At 69.6% G+C, this 17,092-nt stretch carries 18 protein-coding genes; 15 read left to right on the top strand and 3 right to left on the bottom strand.

The window, feature by feature from the left end; all coding sequences use genetic code 11:
• Window positions 1–70: 70 nt before the first annotated feature.
• The 6 genes from JOE59_RS14840 (at window position 71) to JOE59_RS14815 (ending at window position 6,607) form a co-directional block, all read left to right on the top strand.
• A complete protein-coding gene (locus JOE59_RS14840) occupies window positions 71–817 on the top strand; it encodes a TetR/AcrR family transcriptional regulator (protein WP_204461652.1) in 747 nt (248 codons plus the stop codon).
• Window positions 818–867: 50 nt separating this feature from the next.
• Window positions 868–1,446, top strand: a complete 579-nt coding sequence (locus JOE59_RS14835; protein WP_204463421.1) for a helix-turn-helix domain-containing protein — start codon at window positions 868–870, stop codon at window positions 1,444–1,446.
• Between the two features lie 201 nt (window positions 1,447–1,647).
• The gene (gene speB, locus JOE59_RS14830) at window positions 1,648–2,607 is read left to right on the top strand and encodes an agmatinase (RefSeq protein WP_204461645.1); all 960 of its coding nucleotides are present in this window, start codon (window positions 1,648–1,650) and stop codon (window positions 2,605–2,607) included.
• Window positions 2,600–4,231 (top strand): thiamine pyrophosphate-binding protein, encoded by a 1,632-nt coding sequence (locus tag JOE59_RS14825; protein WP_204461641.1) that lies wholly within the window; start codon window positions 2,600–2,602, stop codon window positions 4,229–4,231. The genes speB and JOE59_RS14825 overlap by 8 nt, the downstream gene beginning before the upstream one ends.
• Before the next feature lie 92 nt (window positions 4,232–4,323).
• Entirely contained in the window at window positions 4,324–5,865 is a 1,542-nt protein-coding gene (locus tag JOE59_RS14820) for a sodium:solute symporter family protein (protein WP_204461640.1), read from the top strand.
• Between the two features lie 136 nt (window positions 5,866–6,001).
• The gene (locus JOE59_RS14815) at window positions 6,002–6,607 is read left to right on the top strand and encodes an HAD-IA family hydrolase (protein ID WP_204461638.1); all 606 of its coding nucleotides are present in this window, start codon (window positions 6,002–6,004) and stop codon (window positions 6,605–6,607) included.
• 22 nt (window positions 6,608–6,629) lie between these two features.
• Here JOE59_RS14815 and JOE59_RS14810 read toward each other — a convergent pair whose 3' ends face one another.
• Window positions 6,630–7,268: a LysE family translocator gene (locus tag JOE59_RS14810; protein ID WP_204461637.1), complete on the bottom strand. Its 639-nt coding sequence runs from the start codon at window positions 7,266–7,268 to the stop codon at window positions 6,630–6,632.
• A 160-nt stretch (window positions 7,269–7,428) separates the two neighbouring features.
• Between JOE59_RS14810 and JOE59_RS14805 the strand changes: the two genes are divergently transcribed.
• From JOE59_RS14805 to JOE59_RS14775, 7 genes are all read left to right on the top strand, one after another.
• Window positions 7,429–8,541, top strand: coding sequence for an enoyl-CoA hydratase/isomerase family protein (locus tag JOE59_RS14805; RefSeq protein ID WP_307837087.1), 1,113 nt, complete (start codon window positions 7,429–7,431; stop codon window positions 8,539–8,541).
• Window positions 8,542–8,624: 83 nt separating this feature from the next.
• Entirely contained in the window at window positions 8,625–9,290 is a 666-nt protein-coding gene (locus JOE59_RS14800; protein WP_204461635.1) for a GntR family transcriptional regulator, read from the top strand.
• A 31-nt stretch (window positions 9,291–9,321) separates the two neighbouring features.
• Window positions 9,322–10,860 (top strand): MmgE/PrpD family protein, encoded by a 1,539-nt coding sequence (locus tag JOE59_RS14795; RefSeq protein ID WP_204461634.1) that lies wholly within the window; start codon window positions 9,322–9,324, stop codon window positions 10,858–10,860.
• Entirely contained in the window at window positions 10,860–11,771 is a 912-nt protein-coding gene (gene prpB / locus JOE59_RS14790; protein ID WP_204461633.1) for a methylisocitrate lyase, read from the top strand. The genes JOE59_RS14795 and prpB overlap by 1 nt, the downstream gene beginning before the upstream one ends.
• 47 nt (window positions 11,772–11,818) lie before the next feature.
• Window positions 11,819–12,952, top strand: a complete 1,134-nt coding sequence (locus JOE59_RS14785; RefSeq protein ID WP_204461631.1) for a bifunctional 2-methylcitrate synthase/citrate synthase — start codon at window positions 11,819–11,821, stop codon at window positions 12,950–12,952.
• A 4-nt stretch (window positions 12,953–12,956) separates the two neighbouring features.
• Window positions 12,957–13,604 (top strand): dihydrofolate reductase family protein, encoded by a 648-nt coding sequence (locus JOE59_RS14780; protein ID WP_204461629.1) that lies wholly within the window; start codon window positions 12,957–12,959, stop codon window positions 13,602–13,604.
• Between the two features lie 104 nt (window positions 13,605–13,708).
• On the top strand, window positions 13,709–14,290 hold the full coding sequence (locus JOE59_RS14775; RefSeq protein WP_204461628.1) for a thioesterase family protein: 582 nt from the start codon (window positions 13,709–13,711) through the stop codon (window positions 14,288–14,290).
• A gap of 13 nt (window positions 14,291–14,303) precedes the next feature.
• Here JOE59_RS14775 and JOE59_RS14770 read toward each other — a convergent pair whose 3' ends face one another.
• Together JOE59_RS14770 and JOE59_RS14765 are read right to left on the bottom strand one after the other, a co-directional pair.
• Window positions 14,304–15,413, bottom strand: coding sequence for an AI-2E family transporter (locus JOE59_RS14770; protein ID WP_204461626.1), 1,110 nt, complete (start codon window positions 15,411–15,413; stop codon window positions 14,304–14,306).
• Window positions 15,414–15,478: 65 nt separating this feature from the next.
• Window positions 15,479–15,988, bottom strand: a complete 510-nt coding sequence (locus JOE59_RS14765; protein WP_179551805.1) for an SRPBCC domain-containing protein — start codon at window positions 15,986–15,988, stop codon at window positions 15,479–15,481.
• 140 nt (window positions 15,989–16,128) lie between these two features.
• Between JOE59_RS14765 and JOE59_RS14760 the strand changes: the two genes are divergently transcribed.
• Complete coding sequence (locus JOE59_RS14760; protein WP_239560280.1) at window positions 16,129–16,506, top strand: hypothetical protein; 378 nt, start codon at window positions 16,129–16,131, stop codon at window positions 16,504–16,506.
• 185 nt (window positions 16,507–16,691) lie between these two features.
• A complete protein-coding gene (locus JOE59_RS14755; protein ID WP_204461624.1) occupies window positions 16,692–17,051 on the top strand; it encodes a DoxX family protein in 360 nt (119 codons plus the stop codon).
• Window positions 17,052–17,092: the final 41 nt, after the last annotated feature.

Below are 17,092 nucleotides of genomic sequence, written 5' to 3'. Positions count from 1 at the left end.
GGGCCGGGTCGGCGCGTGGTGCGCGCCGACCTCCCGCATAGGCTGGCTGGATCGAACGGAAGGGGCGGCAGTGGCCGACGACACGGTGGTCCCGGAACTGCCGAGGGGGATCGCGCTGGCCTGGGGTGCGGTGCCGCCGCCGCAGCGAGGGCCGAAGCGGGAGTTCAGTCTCGCCCAGGTGCTCGATGCCGCCGTCGTGCTCGCCGATGCCGACGGCATCGATGCCGTGACGATGCCCGCCGTGGCCAAGGCGCTCGGTCTCACCGCGATGTCGCTCTACCGGTACGTGGCCTCGAAGGAGACGCTCCTGCTCCTCCTCCAGGAGCAGGGCATGGGTCTCCCGCCCGGGTCGATCGCCGAGGCCGAGGGGTGGCGGGCCGGGCTCGAGTCGTACGCCGAGGCATCCGGCGCGGTCTACCGACGCCACCCGTGGATGCTGGACATCGCGATCACGGGCGTCGCGAGTACGCCCAACAACCTCGCGTGGCTCGAAGCCGGGCTCACCGCGCTCGCAGGCACCGCGTTGTCGCGGCAGGAGCGGGTCGCCGTCGTGCTGCAGGTCAGCGGCCACGCCAGGTTCCGTGCGCTCGTCGAGCGCGGCTACGCCGACCGCGCCGACGAGGCGGGGGAGCAGCTCTCGGGCGTCGTGCTCTCCGAGGCGCGACTGCTCGGCCGTCTGGTCGCCGAGGATCGGTTCCCCGAGCTCCACGCGACGCTCGACGCCGGCGCGCTCGTCGACCCGTCGTTCGACAACTTCGACTTCGGCCTCGCGCGCCTGCTCGACGGCGTCGCCCACTACCTCGACCGGTCTGCCTGAGTCCGACCCGTCGGGGTGACCTGAACCCCATCGGGTAGCGTGTGAGCATCATGCGCCCGATGCCGCTCGAGCCCAACAGTCGCCGTGTCGCGATCGGCTCCCGCCTGCGCGCGGCCAGGCAGGCGCAGCAGCTCACCATCGACGAGGTCGCCCGCGTCACGGGCCTCACGAAGGGGTTCCTCTCGCGCGTCGAGCGCGACATGACCTCGCCGAGCGTCTCGTCGCTCATCACCCTCTGCGATGTGCTGTCGATCTCGGTCGGCTCGCTGTTCGAGGCGCCCGACGTGCAGTTCGTGCCGGCGGGCACCGGCCCCCGCGTCAACCTCGGCGGCGTCGACACCGAAGAGCGGCTGCTCTCGGCGCGCGGCGAGTCCAAGGTGCAGGTGATCCGGTCGGTGATCCAGCCCGGCGGGCACGGCGGCGACGAGCTCTACGCGGTCGCGGCCGAGGTCGACGTGCTGCACGTGCTGTCGGGCACGATGCAGGTGCGGTTCTCCGACCAGGACTGGGAGCTCGGCCCCGGTGACAGCCTGACCTTCAACGGCCACGAACCGCACAGCTGGCGGGCCGTCGGCGACGCCGGCGCCGAGGTCATCTGGGTGCTCGCGCCCGCGCTCTGGAGCGCCTGACCCGCACTGTTGATCGAGTAGCGAGCGCCAGCGAGCGTATCGAGATCTCGCGATGGGTCTCGATACGCTCCTTCGTCGCTACTCGACCGACCCGTTCATGATCCGCTTGACGCGCCCACGCGACGGCGCTATCTTGTCATCCAGTCCTAGATGCCTAGGAAGAAACAAAAGATTCCCGAGAAGCAACAAGGAGGTTGCGAGATGACGCAGCCGATCGGTCCCGTCGACAGCTCCAAGACGCCGCGCTACGCCGGCCCCGCGGGGTTCGCGCGCCTGCCCCGGCTCGACCAGGTCGAGCACGCGGACATCGTCGTGGCGGGCGTTCCGTTCGACAGCGGCGTCTCCTACCGCTCGGGGGCGCGGTTCGGGCCGACGCACATCCGCGAGGCCTCGCGCCTGCTGCGTCCGTACAACCCGGCGCTCGACGTCTCGCCCTTCGAGGTCGCCCAGGTCGCCGACGCCGGCGACATCGCGGTGAACCCCTTCAACATCGGCGAGGCGATCGACTCGATCCAGGCCGCCGCGCTCGAGCTCACCGAGGGCGGCACCCGCCTCGTGACCCTCGGCGGCGACCACACGATCGCGCTCCCGCTGCTCCGCGCCGCGGCCGAGCGTCACGGCCCGGTCGCACTCCTCCACTTCGACGCCCACCTCGACACGTGGGACACCTACTTCGGCGCCGAGTACACGCACGGCACGCCGTTCCGCCGGGCCTTCGAAGAGGGCATCATCGACACCGAGGCGCTCAGCCACGTCGGCACCCGCGGCCCGCTCTACGGCAAGAAGGACCTCGAAGACGACCGGCGCTTCGGCTTCGGCATCGTCACGAGCGCCGACGTCTACCGCCAGGGCGTCGACGAGGTCGTCGCGAAGCTCCGCGACCGCATCGGCGACCGCCCCCTCTACATCTCCATCGACGTCGACGTGATGGACCCGGCCCACGCACCCGGCACGGGCACCCCCGAGGCCGGCGGCATCACGAGTCGCGAGCTGCTCGAGATCCTGCGGGGCTTCGTCGGGCTGAACCTCATCGGCGCCGACGTCGTCGAGGTCTCCCCGCCCTACGACCACGCCGAGATCACGGGCGTCGCGGCATCGCACCTCGGCTACGACCTCGTCTCGCTCCTCGCCCTCCGCCACGAGGCATCCGCTCATGCCTGAGCACGTGCGCAATGGCGGCGACGTCGTCGTCGAGACCCTCGAAGCACTCGGCGTCTCGCACGTCTTCGGCATCCCGGGCCAGCACGCGCTCGGCCTGTTCGACGCGATCCGGCGCAGCGACCTCGAGTTCGTGAGCTCGCGCGTCGAGAACAACTCGGCGTTCGGCGCCGACGGGTACGCGCGCGCCACCGGCGAGGTCGGCGTGCTGTTCCTCTCCACGGGCCCGGGTGCGCTCACCGCGCTCGGCGCGCTGCAGGAGGCGTACGCCACGGGCGTGCCGCTGCTCGTGATCACGAGCCAGGTGCCGCGCCGCGGACTCGGCGGCACCCGCAAGGGCCTGCTGCACCAGCTCGACGACCAGCAGCGCAGCGCGCAGAACGTGACGAAGAGCACGGCCGTCATCCGCGAGGCCGCGCACATCCCATCGGCGCTCGCCGATGCGTGGGCGCTCGCCCAGGCGGCTCCGGCCGGTCCCACCTGGGTCGAGATCCCCGAGGACGTGCTGCTCGAGGCGACGCATGTGCCGCCCGTCCGCTCGGCGGTCACCTCGATCGCCGAGCGGATGCCGCGGGCCGAACTCATCGACGAGGCGGCCGCGCTCCTCGCCGGGGCGCGCCTGCCCGTGATCCTCGCGGGCGGCGGCGTGCGCCGCTCGGAGGGCGGTCGCGCGGCGCTGCGCCGTCTCGCCGAGGCGCTCGACGCCCCGGTCGTCTCGACCGTCGGCGGCAAGGGCGCCATCGCCTTCGACCACCCGCTCTCCGCGGCATCCTGGATCGAGGACCGGCACACGACCGAACTCCTCGAGGAGGCCGACGTGCTGCTCGCCGTCGGCACCTCGATCGGCGAGGTCACGAGCAACTACTTCACGTTCGCGCCGCGCGGCCGGCTCATCCAGGTCGACGCCGAGCCGCGCGTGCTCGAGTCCAACTACCCCGGCCTCGGCATCCACGCCGATGCCGCGCTCGCCCTGTCGGCCATCGCCGATCGGTTGCCGGCCAGGCCCGCGGATGCCCCGGCGCGCGGCGCCGACATCGCCGCCAGGCTCCGTGCCGACGTCGAGGCGCGACTCGCCGCACAGGACCTCGGCCCCGAGCTCTCGCTCATGGCCGACGTGCGGGCAGCGGTGCCCGCCGACGCCCACACCTTCTGGGACATGACGATCGCCGGCTACTGGGCGTGGTCGGCATGGGACCCGAAGCAGGGCGAGTTCCACTCCGCGCAGGGGTCGGGCGGCCTCGGCTTCGCGTTCCCCGCGGCGCTCGCGGCGTCGATCGGCTCGGGTCGTCGCACGCTCGCGGTCTCGGGCGACGGCGGGGCGATGTACTCCATCGCCGAGCTCGCCACCGCCCGCCAGCACGACGCCGACGTGACCTGGCTCATCATCGACGACGGAGGTTACGGCATCCTCCGCGAGTACATGACGGAGGAGTTCGGACAGGCCACCGCCACCGAACTCGCCCGCCCCGACTTCGCAGCCCTCGCACGCTCGTTCGGCGTGACGGCCCACGAGTCGACCCTCGAAGACGTGGGCGCGACCATCGCCCGCACCTTCGACGAGCCCGGCCCGGCCGTCGTGGTCGTGCCCGCACTGCTGCGCATGTTCGCGGCGACGCACCTGTACTGATGCACACCCGGATGGCGCGGCGCCCGCCCGCGGCATCCGACTGATCCACCCGACCCAATACCCGACCGAACCCTGACGCAAAGGATCCAACGATGGATATCGCGATCATCATCATCTACCTGGGAGCGATGCTGCTCTTCGGCTGGTGGGGCAAGAGCCGCACCAAGAACTCGGCCGACTTCCTCGTCGCCGGCCGCCGCCTCGGCCCCGGCCTCTACACCGGCACCATGGCCGCGGTCGTGCTCGGCGGTGCGTCCACCGTCGGCGGCGTGGGCCTCGGCTACAAGTACGGCATCTCGGGCATGTGGCTCGTCGTCTCGATCGCCGTGGGCCTCTTCCTCCTCAGCATCCTGTTCGCCTCGCGCATCCAGAAGCTGAAGGTGTACACCGTCGCCCAGATGCTGAAGCTCCGCTACGGCATGAACGCCACGAGCTCCTCGGGCATCGTGATGATGGCGTACACGCTCATGCTCTCGGTGACGTCGACCATCGCCTACGCGACGATCTTCAACGTGCTCTTCGGCACCGACCGCACGATCTCGGTCATCATCGGCGGCGGCATCGTCATGCTGTACTCCTCGATCGGCGGCATGTGGTCGATCACGCTCACCGACATGGTGCAGTTCGTGCTGAAGACGATCGGCGTCTTCTTCCTGCTGCTGCCGTTCGCGTGGGCGAACGCGGGCGGGTACGAGGGCATCGTCGACCGCCTCGGCGCAGCCGCGTTCGACCTGGGCGCGATCGGCGTCGACACGATCATCACCTTCTTCGTGATCTACACCTTCGGCATGCTCATCGGCCAGGACATCTGGCAGCGCGTGTTCACCGCGCGCTCGCCGAAGGTCGCCAAGTGGGGCGGCACGGCTGCGGCCGTCTACTGCCTGCTCTACGGCGTCGCCGGTGCCGTCATCGGCATGTCGGCCGCGGCGTTCCTGCCGGGCATCGAGGCGAGCGACGACGTGTACGCCGCGATCACGCAGCAGATCCTGCCCGTGGGTCTCAGCGGCATCGTGCTCGCGGCGGCCGTCGCCGCGATGATGTCGACCGCTTCGGGCGCACTGATCGCGACCGCGACGGTGGCCCGCGCCGACGTCATGCCGCTCGTCAAGCGACTCTTCGGTCGCAGTGCAGCGGATGCCGCGGCCAACGCGAACCCCGAGCACGACGTGCGCTCGAACCGCCTGTACGTGATGGTGCTCGGCATCGCCGTGATCATCGTGGCAGCCCTGCTGAACGACGTGGTCGCGGCGCTCACCGTCGCCTACGACATCCTCGTCGGCGGGTTGCTCGTGGCGATCCTCGGCGGATTCGTCTGGAAGCGCGCCACCGGCGCCGGCGCCCTCTGGTCGATGGGCGTGGGAACGGTCGTCACCCTCGGCACGATGGCGATCATGGGCAACGTGCTCGCGAACGAGCCGATCTACTTCGGCCTCGGCGCCAGCCTGCTGGTCTACATCGTGGTCAGCCTGCTGACGCCGAAGACCCCGGCCTCGGTGCTGAAGATCTGGAACGACCGCCTCGCCGGCCGCTACGACGACGAAGCGGCCGGTGCCGATGCGGACGTCGACGCGGCGACGCCAGGTGCCGCGGCCCCGGTCGCGGCGCCCGGCGCGACCCGACCGGCGGCCGAGTAGGCACGCACGGCGGGGCTTCGGCCCCGCCGCTCGGAGTGGGCCGCGAGGCGGCCGTATCGAGATCTCGTGGGGGCGAGCTCGGTACGGCGCCCTCGCGGCCCACTCTGCTTCCCCGCATCTGCGAGAGGATCGTCGAATGATCCACGTTGTGCTCTTCGACCTCGACGGCGTCATCCGGCATTTCGACCCGAGCCACCTGGCCGACATCGAACGCCGTCATGGGCTGGCTGCCGGCACGATCGAAGGCATCGCCTTCGCGAAACCGCTGATCGAGGAGGTCACGACCGGCCGGATCACCCGAGCCGAGTGGGTGCGACAGGTCAGCGAATCGGCCGGGAGCGCGTCGGCGGCCGAGGAGTGGGGCGTGCAACCCGCCGCCGTCGACGAGGCGCTGCTCGACCTGTCCGACGAGGTCCGCGCCCTGGGGCTCAGAACAGCCGTGCTCACGAACGGCACCGACACCATCCCGGCGGAGATCGCGGCGATGGGCATCGCCGGCCGGTTCGATGCGATCTTCAACTCGGCCGAGATCGGCTTCGTGAAGCCCGATGTCCGCGCGTTCGAGCATGTGCTCGATGCTCTCGGGGTGACGGCCGCCGAGGTGTTCTTCACCGACGACTCCGCCTCGAAACTCGTCGGCGCTGACCGGCTCTCGATGCGCACCCACCTGTTCGACGGCGTCGACGGCCTTCGCGATGACCTCAGGGCTGCGGGTGTCGAGGTGCGACCGCCTGCGTCCTAGGGCGGCCGCGTCGTCGACGTGCTCAGTGCTTGTTGCCGCTGAGCGCGAGCACCCCGCCGAGGCCGATCATCATGACGCCGCCCGTCGCCGAGAGGTGCTCGAGCCGCTTGGGGGAACGGGCGAACCATCCGCGTGCGGCGCTCGCAGCGAGTGCCCACACCGAGTCGCAGAGCAGCGCGAGCACGATGAACACGAGGCCGAGCTCGAACAGCTGCAGCGGGATCGACCCCGCCGAGAACGACACGAACTGCGGCAGCACGGCCACGAAGAACGCGATGGTCTTGGGATTCGTGACGCCGACGATGAACCCCTCGCCGAGCTGTCGCCAGTGCGAGCGCGGCGCGGCCTTGCCGTCGACGGATGCCGCGGCATCCGCTCGGTGCCTGATGGCCTGCACCCCGAGGTAGACGAGGTAGGCCGCGCCCGCGAACTTGATGATCGTGAAGAGCACGACCGACTGGGCGACGATCGCGCCGACGCCGAGCGCGACGGCGGCGACGAGCGGCACCATGCCGAGTGCGTTGCCGACCACGCTGAGCAGGCCGCCGAGCCGCCCGAGCGCGAGCGAGCGCCCGATCACGAACAGCACGCTCGGGCCGGGGATCACGATGAGCACGACCGATGCGACGACGAACGCCCAGAGGTTCTCCATGGGGACCATCCCCGCATGCTACCCGCACGCGCAGCGGGATGGACCTCCATGGGGACCATCCCCGCATGCTCCCCGCACGCGCAGCGGGATGGACCTCCATGGGGACCATCCCCGCATGCTCCCCGCACGCTCCCCGCACGCACAGCGGGATGCGGCTACGGTGGCACTCGTGAGCGACCACATCTCTGCGAGCGTCGCCGACGGTGTCGGCCACGTCACGCTCGACCGTCCGCAGGCGCTGAACGCCCTGAGCTACGAGATGATCGTCGAGCTCAGCGCGATCTTCGAGCTCTGGCGGAACGACTCCGAAGTCGGGGTCGTCGTGCTCGACGGCGCGGGGGAGCGCGGCTTCTGCGCGGGCGGCGACATCCGCGAGCTCTACACGTACGCCACGAACGACGACCACGCGGAGGCCCGGCAGTTCTTCCGTGAGGAGTACCGGCTCGACGCGATGATCGCGCGCTACCCGAAGCCCGTCGTCGCGATCATGGACGGCATCACCATGGGCGGCGGCATCGGCCTCGCCGGCCACGCCTCGATCCGCATCGTCACCGAGCGCTCGCGCATCGCGATGCCCGAGACCCGCATCGGATTCACCCCGGATGTCGGCGGAAGCTGGCTGCTCGCGAAGGCGCCGGGTGAACTCGGCGTGCACCTCGCCCTCAACTCCCGCACGATGGACGCTGCGGACGCGATGCACGCGGGCTTCGCCGACTCGTTCGTGCCCTCCGAGCGGCTGCCGCACGTCATCCAGGCGCTCGCCGAGCGCGCCGACCCCGGCAGCCCCGCCGAGATCGTCATGCTCTTCGACGAGACACCCGGCCCGTCGGCGCTCGCACTCGCCCGCGACTGGGTCGACGCCTGCTACTCGGCGCCGACCGTCGCCGAGGTCATCGAGCGTCTGCGCGCCTTCTCCGAGGGGCGGTCGGACGGCTCGTCGAGCGGGTTCCCGCACCATCCGCTCGACCCCGGCGCGACCGCCTACGCGGCCGCCGCCGCCGACGAGCTCGAGACCCTCTCTCCGACGGCGCTCACCGTGACGCTCGAAGCGGTGCGCCGTGCGCGCACGTTGCGGAGCCTCGAAGAGGCTCTCGAGCAGGAGTTCCGTCTCGTCTCGTGGTTCATCGAGCAGCACGACCTGCGCGAGGGCATCCGCGCCCAGGTCATCGACAAGGACCGCAACCCGCGCTGGAACCCGTCGACGCTCGCCGAGGTCGATCCCGGCCTCGCAGCGCGGGTGCTCGACGAGGCGCGCTTCGAACCGGTCTGGCCGCCCGCGTAGCCTTTGTATACATCAAGCGTGAGCTGAGTGACAGTTTGCGCGATCCTCCACCGCAGCGTATACATAAGTGGGGAGGGTTGCACATGAGGGCCAGCGAACGCGCGTATCGGGAGCTCCGCGAGGAGATCCTCGACGGCGTGCTCGCACCCGGCACCGCGCTCGCCGAGGTCGAACAGGCGAACCGGCTCGGCGTCTCCCGCACCCCGGTGCGCGAAGCCCTCGCCCGACTCGAGGCCGATGGTCTCGCGACCGCGGCCTCTGCACGGGTGCTGCAGGTCAGCGAGCTCTCGCCCGCGAGCATCATCGCGCTCTACGAACTGCGCGAGGCACTCGAGGAGCAGGCGGCCCGGCTCGCGGCGACCCGGCGCGACCCGGCCCGGTTCACCGAGCTCCATGACCGACTCGCGGCAGCGCCCGAGCTGGTCGACAGCGGCGACGAGGGCCTGCGCACCTACTACGACACCGTCGACGCGCTCGACGAGGAGATCGACGCGGCGACCGCGAACCCGATGCTCGTCGCGGCGCTCCGCAGCGCGCGCCTGCACTCCGCCCGGGTGCGGCGACTTGCTCGTCACAATCCCGAGCGGCTCCGCGCCGCGGCATCCGAGCACCTCCTGATCGTCGAGGCGATCATCGCCGGCGACGCGTCGCTCGCCGCTCACGCCAGCCACGTGCACCTGCACATGAGTCTTCGTCACGCACTCGCATCCATCGAGTCTCGTCAGCCTGACGGGCACCGCGTAGCCTGACCGTTGGAACAGTTCTGAAAGGGCCGTCAACATGCACCTCCACCACCTTCGCACGCACCGCAGCGACGAGAACCTCGCCCGCGAGGGCCAGCTCGCCTGGAAGCTCGCGAGCGTCGCGACCGACCCGGTCGAGCTCGACGACGACGTCGTCGACATGGTGGTGAACCGCGTGATCGACAACGCGGCCGTCGCGGCCGCCTCGATCGCCCGCGGTCCCGTCGTCTCGGCGCGCAGCCAGGCGCTCGCCCACCCCGTCTCGATCGGCGGCGACGGCGCAACGGTCTTCGGTGCGGATGCCGCTCGCCGCACCTCGCCCGAGTGGGCGGCGTGGGCCAACGGGGTGGCTGTGCGCGAACTCGACTTCCACGACACCTTCCTCGCGGCGGAGTACTCGCACCCAGGCGACAACATCCCGCCGATCGTCGCGGTCGCCCAGCACCTCGCCGCGAATCGCGGCCTCACGGGTCGCGACGTCGTGCGCGGCATCGCCACGGGCTACGAGATCCAGATCGACCTCGTGAAGGCGATCTCGCTCCACAAGCACAAGATCGACCACGTCGCCCACCTCGGCCCGTCGGCCGCAGCCGGCATCGGCACCCTGCTCGGCCTCGACCAGGAGACGATCTTCCAGGCCATCGGCCAGGCGCTGCACACGACGACCGCGACGCGGCAGTCTCGCAAGGGCGAGATCTCGACGTGGAAGGCGCACGCCCCGGCCTTCGCCGGCAAGATGGCCGTCGAGGCGGTCGACCGCGCCATGCGCGGCCAGACGAGCCCCGTGCCGATCTACGAGGGTGAAGACGGCGTCATCGCGTGGCTCCTCGACGGGCCGGATGCCTCCTACGAGGTGCCGCTGCCCGAGGTGGGGGAGGCCAAGCGCGCCATCCTCGACTCGTACACGAAGGAGCACTCGGCCGAGTACCAGGCGCAGGCCTGGATCGACCTCGCCCGCAAGCTCCACGACGAGTACCCGCTGATCCTCGACGACCCGTCGCGCATCGAGTCGATCACCCTGCACACCTCGCACCACACGCACTACGTGATCGGTTCGGGTGCGAACGACCCGCAGAAGTACGACCCGGATGCTTCGCGCGAGACGCTCGACCACTCGATCCCGTACATCTTCACCGTCGCCCTGCAGGACGGCTCGTGGGATCACGCCGAGTCGTACTCGCCCGAGCGCGCGCACCGCCCCGACACCGTCGAGCTGTGGAAGAAGGTCACGACCGTCGAAGACGAGGAGTGGACGCGCCGCTACCACTCGAACGACATCGCCGAGAAGGCGTTCGGCGGCCGCGTCGTCATCAAGCTCGCCGACGGCGGCGAGATCGTCGACGAGATCGCCGTGGCCGACGCCCACCCGCTCGGCGCCCGGCCGTTCGCGCGCGAGCAGTACGTGCAGAAGTTCCGCACGCTCGCCGAGTGGGCGCTCACGCCCGAAGAGATCGAGCGCTTCCTCGACGTCGCGCAGCGGCTGCCCGAGCTCGGCCCCGACGAGCTCGGCGGCCTCACCTTCACCGTGGCGCCGGGTGCACTCGTCGGCGTCGAGATCCCCGAGGGGCTGTTCTGATGCTGTACTCCACGACCCCGCCGGCCGAGAAGCGCCGGCTCTTCCGCGAGCGGCTCGCGACCGGCGAGATCATGCGGTTCCCCGGTGCCTTCAACCCGCTCTCGGCTCGGCTCATCGAGCAGAAGGGCTTCGAGGGCGTCTACATCTCGGGCGCGGTGCTCTCGGCGGACCTCGGCCTGCCCGACATCGGGCTCACGACGCTCACCGAGGTCGCGGGCCGTGGCAGGCAGATCGCCCGCATGACCGAGCTGCCGGCGATCATCGATGCCGACACCGGGTTCGGCGAGCCGATGAACGTCGCCCGCACGGTGCAGGAGATGGAGGACGCCGGGCTCGCCGGCCTCCACATCGAGGACCAGGTGAACCCGAAGCGGTGCGGCCACCTCGACGGCAAGCAGGTCGTCGACGAGTCGACGGCGCTGCAGCGCATCCGCGCGGCCGTCGATGCCCGCCGCGACCCGAACTTCCTCGTCATGGCGCGTACCGACATCGCCGCGGTCGACGGGCTCTCCGCCGCCGTCGACCGGGCGAAGGCGCTCGTCGACGCCGGTGCCGATGCGATCTTCCCCGAGGCGATGCGCTCGCTCGCCGAGTTCGAGGCGGTTCGAGCCGCCGTCGACGTGCCCCTGCTCGCGAACATGACCGAGTTCGGCAAGAGCGAGCTCTTCACCGTGCAGCAGCTCGCCGATGTGGGCATGAACCTCGTCATCTGGCCGGTGTCGCTGCTGCGCCTCGCGATGGGATCGGCGGTGCGCGGCCTCGACGAGATCGAGGCGACGGGCTCGCTCGTCGGCAAGCTCGACGATATGCAGCACCGGGCAGATCTCTACGAACTCATCGACTACGAGGGCTACAACCGCTTCGATACGGGTATCTTCAACTTCACGGTCACCAAGACGCCGATCGCATAGGCGCAGCAGCGTCGCATCGAGACCACGCCAACGCAAGGGAGCACACATTGGCTGAGCAGGAGATCTACAAGGGTCTGGCCGGCGTACCGGTCGATTACACCGCGATCTCGAAGGTGAACCCCGAGTCGAACTCGCTGCTCTACCGCGGCTACCCGGTGCAGGAGCTCGCGGCCTCCGCGACGTTCGAGGAGGTCGCGTACCTGCTCTGGTACGGCGAGCTGCCGGGTGACGGGCAGCTGGCGGAGTTCGAGGAGCGCGAGCGCTCGTTCCGCGGCCTCGACCACGAGGTCAAGCGCATCATCGATGAGCTGCCGCTCACCGCCCACCCGATGGACGTCGTGCGCACCGCCGTGTCGGTCATCGGCGCGAGCGACCCGGCAACCCCCGACGACAGCGTCGAGGCGAACCTCGACAAGTCGATCCGGCTGCTCGCGAAGCTCCCGTCGATCGTCTCCTACGACCAGCGGCGCCGGCACGAACTCGAGTTCGTCGAGCCGCGGGGAGACCTCGGCTTCTCGGCGAACTTCCTCTGGCAGACGTTCGGCGACCTGCCCGAGCTGCCGGTCGTGAGCGCCTTCGACGTGTCGATGATCCTCTACGCCGAGCACTCGTTCAACGCCTCGACGTTCACCGCGCGGGTCATCACCTCGACGCTCGCCGACCTCTACTCGGCGGTCACCGGGGCGATCGGCGCACTCAAGGGTCCGCTGCACGGCGGCGCGAACGAGGCGGTCATGCACGCCTTCGACGAGATCGGCGCGGGCCCCGGCGGCGCCGAGCGCGCTGCGGCCTGGCTCGACACGGCGCTCGCCGAGAAGCGCAAGATCATGGGCTTCGGGCACCGCGTCTACAAGAACGGCGACTCCCGGGTGCCCACGATGCGCGACGCGATGGAGCGCATGGTCGAGTACTACGACCGGCCCGACCTGCTCGAGCTGTACGTCGGCCTCGAGCAGGCGATGGCCGAGCGCAAGGGCATCAGGCCGAACCTCGACTACCCGGCGGGCCCCGCCTACCACCTGATGGGCTTCGACACCCTGACGTTCACGCCGCTGTTCGTCGCGAGCCGCATCACCGGTTGGACGGCGCACATCATGGAGCAGGCGGCGTCGAACGCGCTCATCCGCCCGCTGTCGGTCTACAACGGCGTCGACGAGCGTCACGTGCCCGTCAAGGGGTGACCCGATGACCCATGTCTTCCTCGAGATGACGATGACCGTCGACGGATTCACCGCGGCGGTGGGCGTGAGCCTCGAGCATCCGTTCGGGCTCGACGGGGAGCGCATGCACTCGTGGATGCGCGACTCGGTGTTCACCGGTTCGCCGCCCGGTGACGACGACCGCGACGGCGTCGTCGACGACACCGGCGAACAGGTCGATCGCGACGCCATCGCGCAACTCTACGAGTCGACCGGCGCATTCGTGCTCGGCCGCCGCACGCTCGATGTCCGGGAGGCCGTCTGGGGCGACGAACCGGTGTTCCAGGGGCGCCCGTGCTTCGTCGTGACGAGTCGACCTCACGAGTCGTACGTGCGCGGAGGCTCGCGCTACGAGTTCGTCACGGGCGGGGTCGCCGAAGCGATCGCCCGTGCCAGTGCGGCCGCGAGTGCGGCATCCGTCTGCGTCATCGGCGGTGCGGATGTCGCGAGGCAGGCGCTCGCCCTCGGACTCGTCGACGAGGCGCTGCTCCACATCGTGCCGGTGCTCCTCGGCGGCGGCGACCGGCTCTTTCCCGAATCGGCTCCGAATCGAGTGGAGCTCGAGCCGGTCTCCGCGATTCAAGGAGCACGGGCGACGCACCTGCGCTACCGGTTGCCGACCGCTCTCGGGTAGTCATCGCGGGCTCGCACAACGAGAGCCGCGGCATCCGTTCCCGTGACTGTGGCTTCCGCCAATGTTGGATGATCCACCACGAATCCGTCATACAGTCGTGGATCATGCACATGTTCTTCCGCACGCTGCTCCACGTGCTGTTCCTCTCGCGCCGCAAGCCCGATCTCGGCCACTGGGACGTCGCACGCACGAACTTCATCACGCTGCCGACCGATCTCGACATCAACCGGCACATGAACAACGGCGTCTACTTCTCGATCATGGATGTCGCGCGCTTCGACATGCTCGTGCGCAACGGCGTCTGGGCGACGATGCGCGAGAAGAACTGGTACCCCGTCGTCGCGAGTGAGACGGTCACGTTCCGCAAGTCGCTGCAGCTCTGGGATCGCTTCACGATCGAGTCGTGCCTCGTCGGCTACGACGACAAGGCCGTCTACGTGGAGCACCGCTACGTGCGCCCTTCGACAGGCTCGGGGAGCACTGCCGGTGGCGAACCCGAGATCTACGCGCAGGGCTTCATCCGCGCGCGCTTCCTCAAGAAGGGCGGCGGCACGGTGCCGATGTCCGAGATCGTCGAGGTGCTCGGCGTCTCGGGCGCCGACGAGATCCCCGACTGGATGGAGCGGTGGGGCGCGGATGTCGCGCTGCCCGCCACTCGTGCGGCGGCCCCGTCGGTCTGGAACTGACGAGGCGCTGCGGCTAGCTCAGCGCCTTCCTCGGCACCACGACCTCCTTGATGATGAGCAGGATGCCGGCGGCGACGGGGATCGCGACGAGCGCGCCCGGCAGTCCACCGAGCGTGCCGCCGGCGAGGGCCGCGATCAGCACGATCGAGCCGGGCACCTGCACGGCCTTGCTCATGACCTTCGGTGTGAGGATGTAGGCCTCGACCTGCATGTAGATGAGCATGAAGACGAGCACGATGAGCGCGGCCACCGGCGAGACGAACAAGGCGATCACCGTCATGACCGCGGTGGTGAGCACCGTGCCGATGAGCGGGATGAGCGTGATGAAGAACGCGGCGACCGCGATGACGAGTGCGAACGGCACCCCGACGAGCAGCAGCAGGATGAAGCTGTAGACCGCGTTGAAGAACGCGAGCACCACCATGCCGCTGAGGTAGCGGCCGACGTTCTGCATGATGCGCTCGGCGTAGCCGACGACGCGCTCGCGGTGCGACGCCGAGATGAGCGTGTAGATCGCCCGCTTCGAGGAGTCGAGGGTCGCGGTGAAGTAGATCGTCAGGATGAAGATGAAGAACGCGCTCGAGAGGCCGCCGAGGATCGCGAAGCCGACGTTCAGGGCGCCGCCGCCGATGGTCGCCCAGAAGTTCGGGTCGCTGATGGTGTCGACGACCCACTTGTAGACCGAACCGAGCACCCCGCCCGAGCCTGCCTGCACGTCCTGGAACCAGTCCTGCGTCTGCAGGTTCTTGTACATGGTGGGAAGGCTGTTGATGAACGCGCTCGCCTGGGTGATGACGATGGGGAGCACGAGCCAGAGCATTCCGGCGATCACGAGGATGAACAGGATGATGACCGTCACGATGGCGGCGCCGCGCTTCAGTCCCCGGCGCTCGAACCAGCGCACGAGCGGGTCGAGTCCGAGCGTGATGAACGCGGCGGCGAGCACCGAGAAGACGACGCTCGAGATGCTCGCGAACGCCGCCGCGATGCCGAGCGCGACCACGACGCCGAGGGTCGCGACGAACGCCCACTGGAACGGCTTGTCGGCCATCAGGTTCGCGTGGCGTGCACGCCAGCCGGACGGTTCCGTGTTCTCGCGGGCTTGACGCTCGATGCTCTTCACGGCGTCAGTCTAGGGCTGGGCGGTCGCGGTGCAGGAGGAGCGCGCCGGGCAGGCCTTCCGGGCCGTCAGCGGCTCGCAGTGGTCGGGACGTCGAGCTCCCGGTAGTGCCGGGAGAACGCCGGGAAGTAGGTCTCCCACGCGGGTTGCGGCGTGCCGGCGCGCGCGGCCGCGAGGCGGTCGAGGTAGTAGTCCCAGCCGGGCCCCATGTCGGCCGACTCGGACGGGTCGTGGAGCCGCTGGCCGAGCGTGAGCGTCGTCATGCCGCCGCCCTCCACCAGGTGGCAGAAGAGACGGATGCCGGTCGGGCCCGAGCCCGAGTCGGCGGTGAACCGGTGCGGCGCCGCGCACTCGAGGATCGTGACGTTCTGCCACTCGCCCTCGCCCTCGGCTTCCATGCGGAACCGCACACCGCCCGTCGCCGGGCTGCCGGTGTAGGTGCCGATCCAGGCGCGCATGGCATTCGGATTCGTGAGGCTGAACCAGACGTCCTCGATGGGGGCGTAGAAGAGGCGATCGAACTGCAGGTACAGGCCGTCGTCCTTCAGCACGTAGTGTCCGGTCGGTCTCGCGGTCATCTTCGGCCCCCGTTCGCTGGTTCCCTCAGGCTAATCCCGCTGCGCGTCAACCGCCAGAGTGGGCCACCGCCCACTAGAGTGTGGCCATGGGATCGAGTGGTGGACGCAAGCGCGCGTCGAGTGGACAGGCGTCATCGGGCGTGAAGACGTCAACGGGCGGGCAGTCGGCGCATGAGGAGCACGCGCTCAACATCGACCCCGAGAACAACAAGTCCGGGCTCTGGGGTGCCCTCGCCGGCCTGATCGTATTCGCGCTCATCGCCATTCCGCTCTCGGCCGCGTTCACGTTCGCGACGACCCCGCACTCCCAGCAGCTCTTCGCCGGTCGGCTCTCCGACGCGACTCAGGGCGGCTACCAGTTCTTCTGGTGGACCGTGACGATCTTCCTGTTCGCGCTGCCGTTCCTCGTCGGCTACGGCGTCGCGAAGCTCTCGGTGAAGTCGCTGGCGATCGTCGGCGCGATCATCGTGCTCTTCGTGATCGCGATCATGGTGCTCGGCCAGGTCTTCGTCTTCTAGGACTCCGGCGAACTCTCTGCTGGTCGAGCCTGTCGAAACCCGGTTTCGACAGGCTCGACTCATTCACCCGCAACGGCGTTACGCACCTCGTGGTGCGTAACGCACGGTGAAGTGCGCTGCCTCCATGAGTTAGAGTCACCGTTCGTGCGTTACGCACTGACAGTAACTAAGACTTGGGAGAACAATTGCTCATCGCACTGTGGATCGTCACCGGGCTGCTCGCCCTCCTGTTCGGCATGGCCGGCACCATGAAGGCCACCAAGTCGCGCGAGGCCGTGCTCGCGAACATGCCGTGGGCCGAAGACGTGAGCGCCGGCCAACTCAAGACGATTGGCCTGCTCGAGGTGCTCGGCGCGATCGGTCTCGTGCTGCCCGCCGCGACCGGCATCCTGCCGTGGCTCACGCCCGTGGCGGCCTTCGCCCTCGCGATCACGATGGTCTTCGCCGTCGCGCTGCACGTGAAGCGCAAGGAGGCCTTCGTTCCGAGCCTCGTGCTCGGCATCGTCGCCCTGGTCGTCGGCGTCGGCTGGGTGCTGCTCGGCTGATCCGCTCGTGTGACCCGCTCGCCTGAACCGGCCGACCGATC

Origin of the sequence: Agromyces cerinus, assembly GCF_016907835.1 — a bacterium.
In the GTDB taxonomy this organism is placed as follows: Bacteria; Actinomycetota; Actinomycetes; order Actinomycetales; family Microbacteriaceae; genus Agromyces; species Agromyces nitratus.
The sequence above is the reverse complement of the archived record's forward strand: the minus strand, read 5'-3'. Positions and strand labels throughout refer to the sequence as shown.

Coding starts and splice junctions, on each gene's coding strand:
- JOE59_RS14820 (WP_204461640.1), top strand. CDS start 4,324: ATGGATATCGCGATCATCATCATCTACCTGGGAGCGATGCTGCTCTTC.
- JOE59_RS14815 (WP_204461638.1), top strand. CDS start 6,002: ATGATCCACGTTGTGCTCTTCGACCTCGACGGCGTCATCCGGCATTTC.
- JOE59_RS14765 (WP_179551805.1), bottom strand. CDS start 15,988: ATGACCGCGAGACCGACCGGACACTACGTGCTGAAGGACGACGGCCTG.
- speB (WP_204461645.1), top strand. CDS start 1,648: ATGACGCAGCCGATCGGTCCCGTCGACAGCTCCAAGACGCCGCGCTAC.
- prpB (WP_204461633.1), top strand. CDS start 10,860: ATGCTGTACTCCACGACCCCGCCGGCCGAGAAGCGCCGGCTCTTCCGC.
- JOE59_RS14795 (WP_204461634.1), top strand. CDS start 9,322: ATGCACCTCCACCACCTTCGCACGCACCGCAGCGACGAGAACCTCGCC.
- JOE59_RS14800 (WP_204461635.1), top strand. CDS start 8,625: ATGAGGGCCAGCGAACGCGCGTATCGGGAGCTCCGCGAGGAGATCCTC.
- JOE59_RS14835 (WP_204463421.1), top strand. CDS start 868: ATGCGCCCGATGCCGCTCGAGCCCAACAGTCGCCGTGTCGCGATCGGC.
- JOE59_RS14810 (WP_204461637.1), bottom strand. CDS start 7,268: ATGGTCCCCATGGAGAACCTCTGGGCGTTCGTCGTCGCATCGGTCGTG.
- JOE59_RS14775 (WP_204461628.1), top strand. CDS start 13,709: ATGCACATGTTCTTCCGCACGCTGCTCCACGTGCTGTTCCTCTCGCGC.
- JOE59_RS14825 (WP_204461641.1), top strand. CDS start 2,600: ATGCCTGAGCACGTGCGCAATGGCGGCGACGTCGTCGTCGAGACCCTC.
- JOE59_RS14780 (WP_204461629.1), top strand. CDS start 12,957: ATGACCCATGTCTTCCTCGAGATGACGATGACCGTCGACGGATTCACC.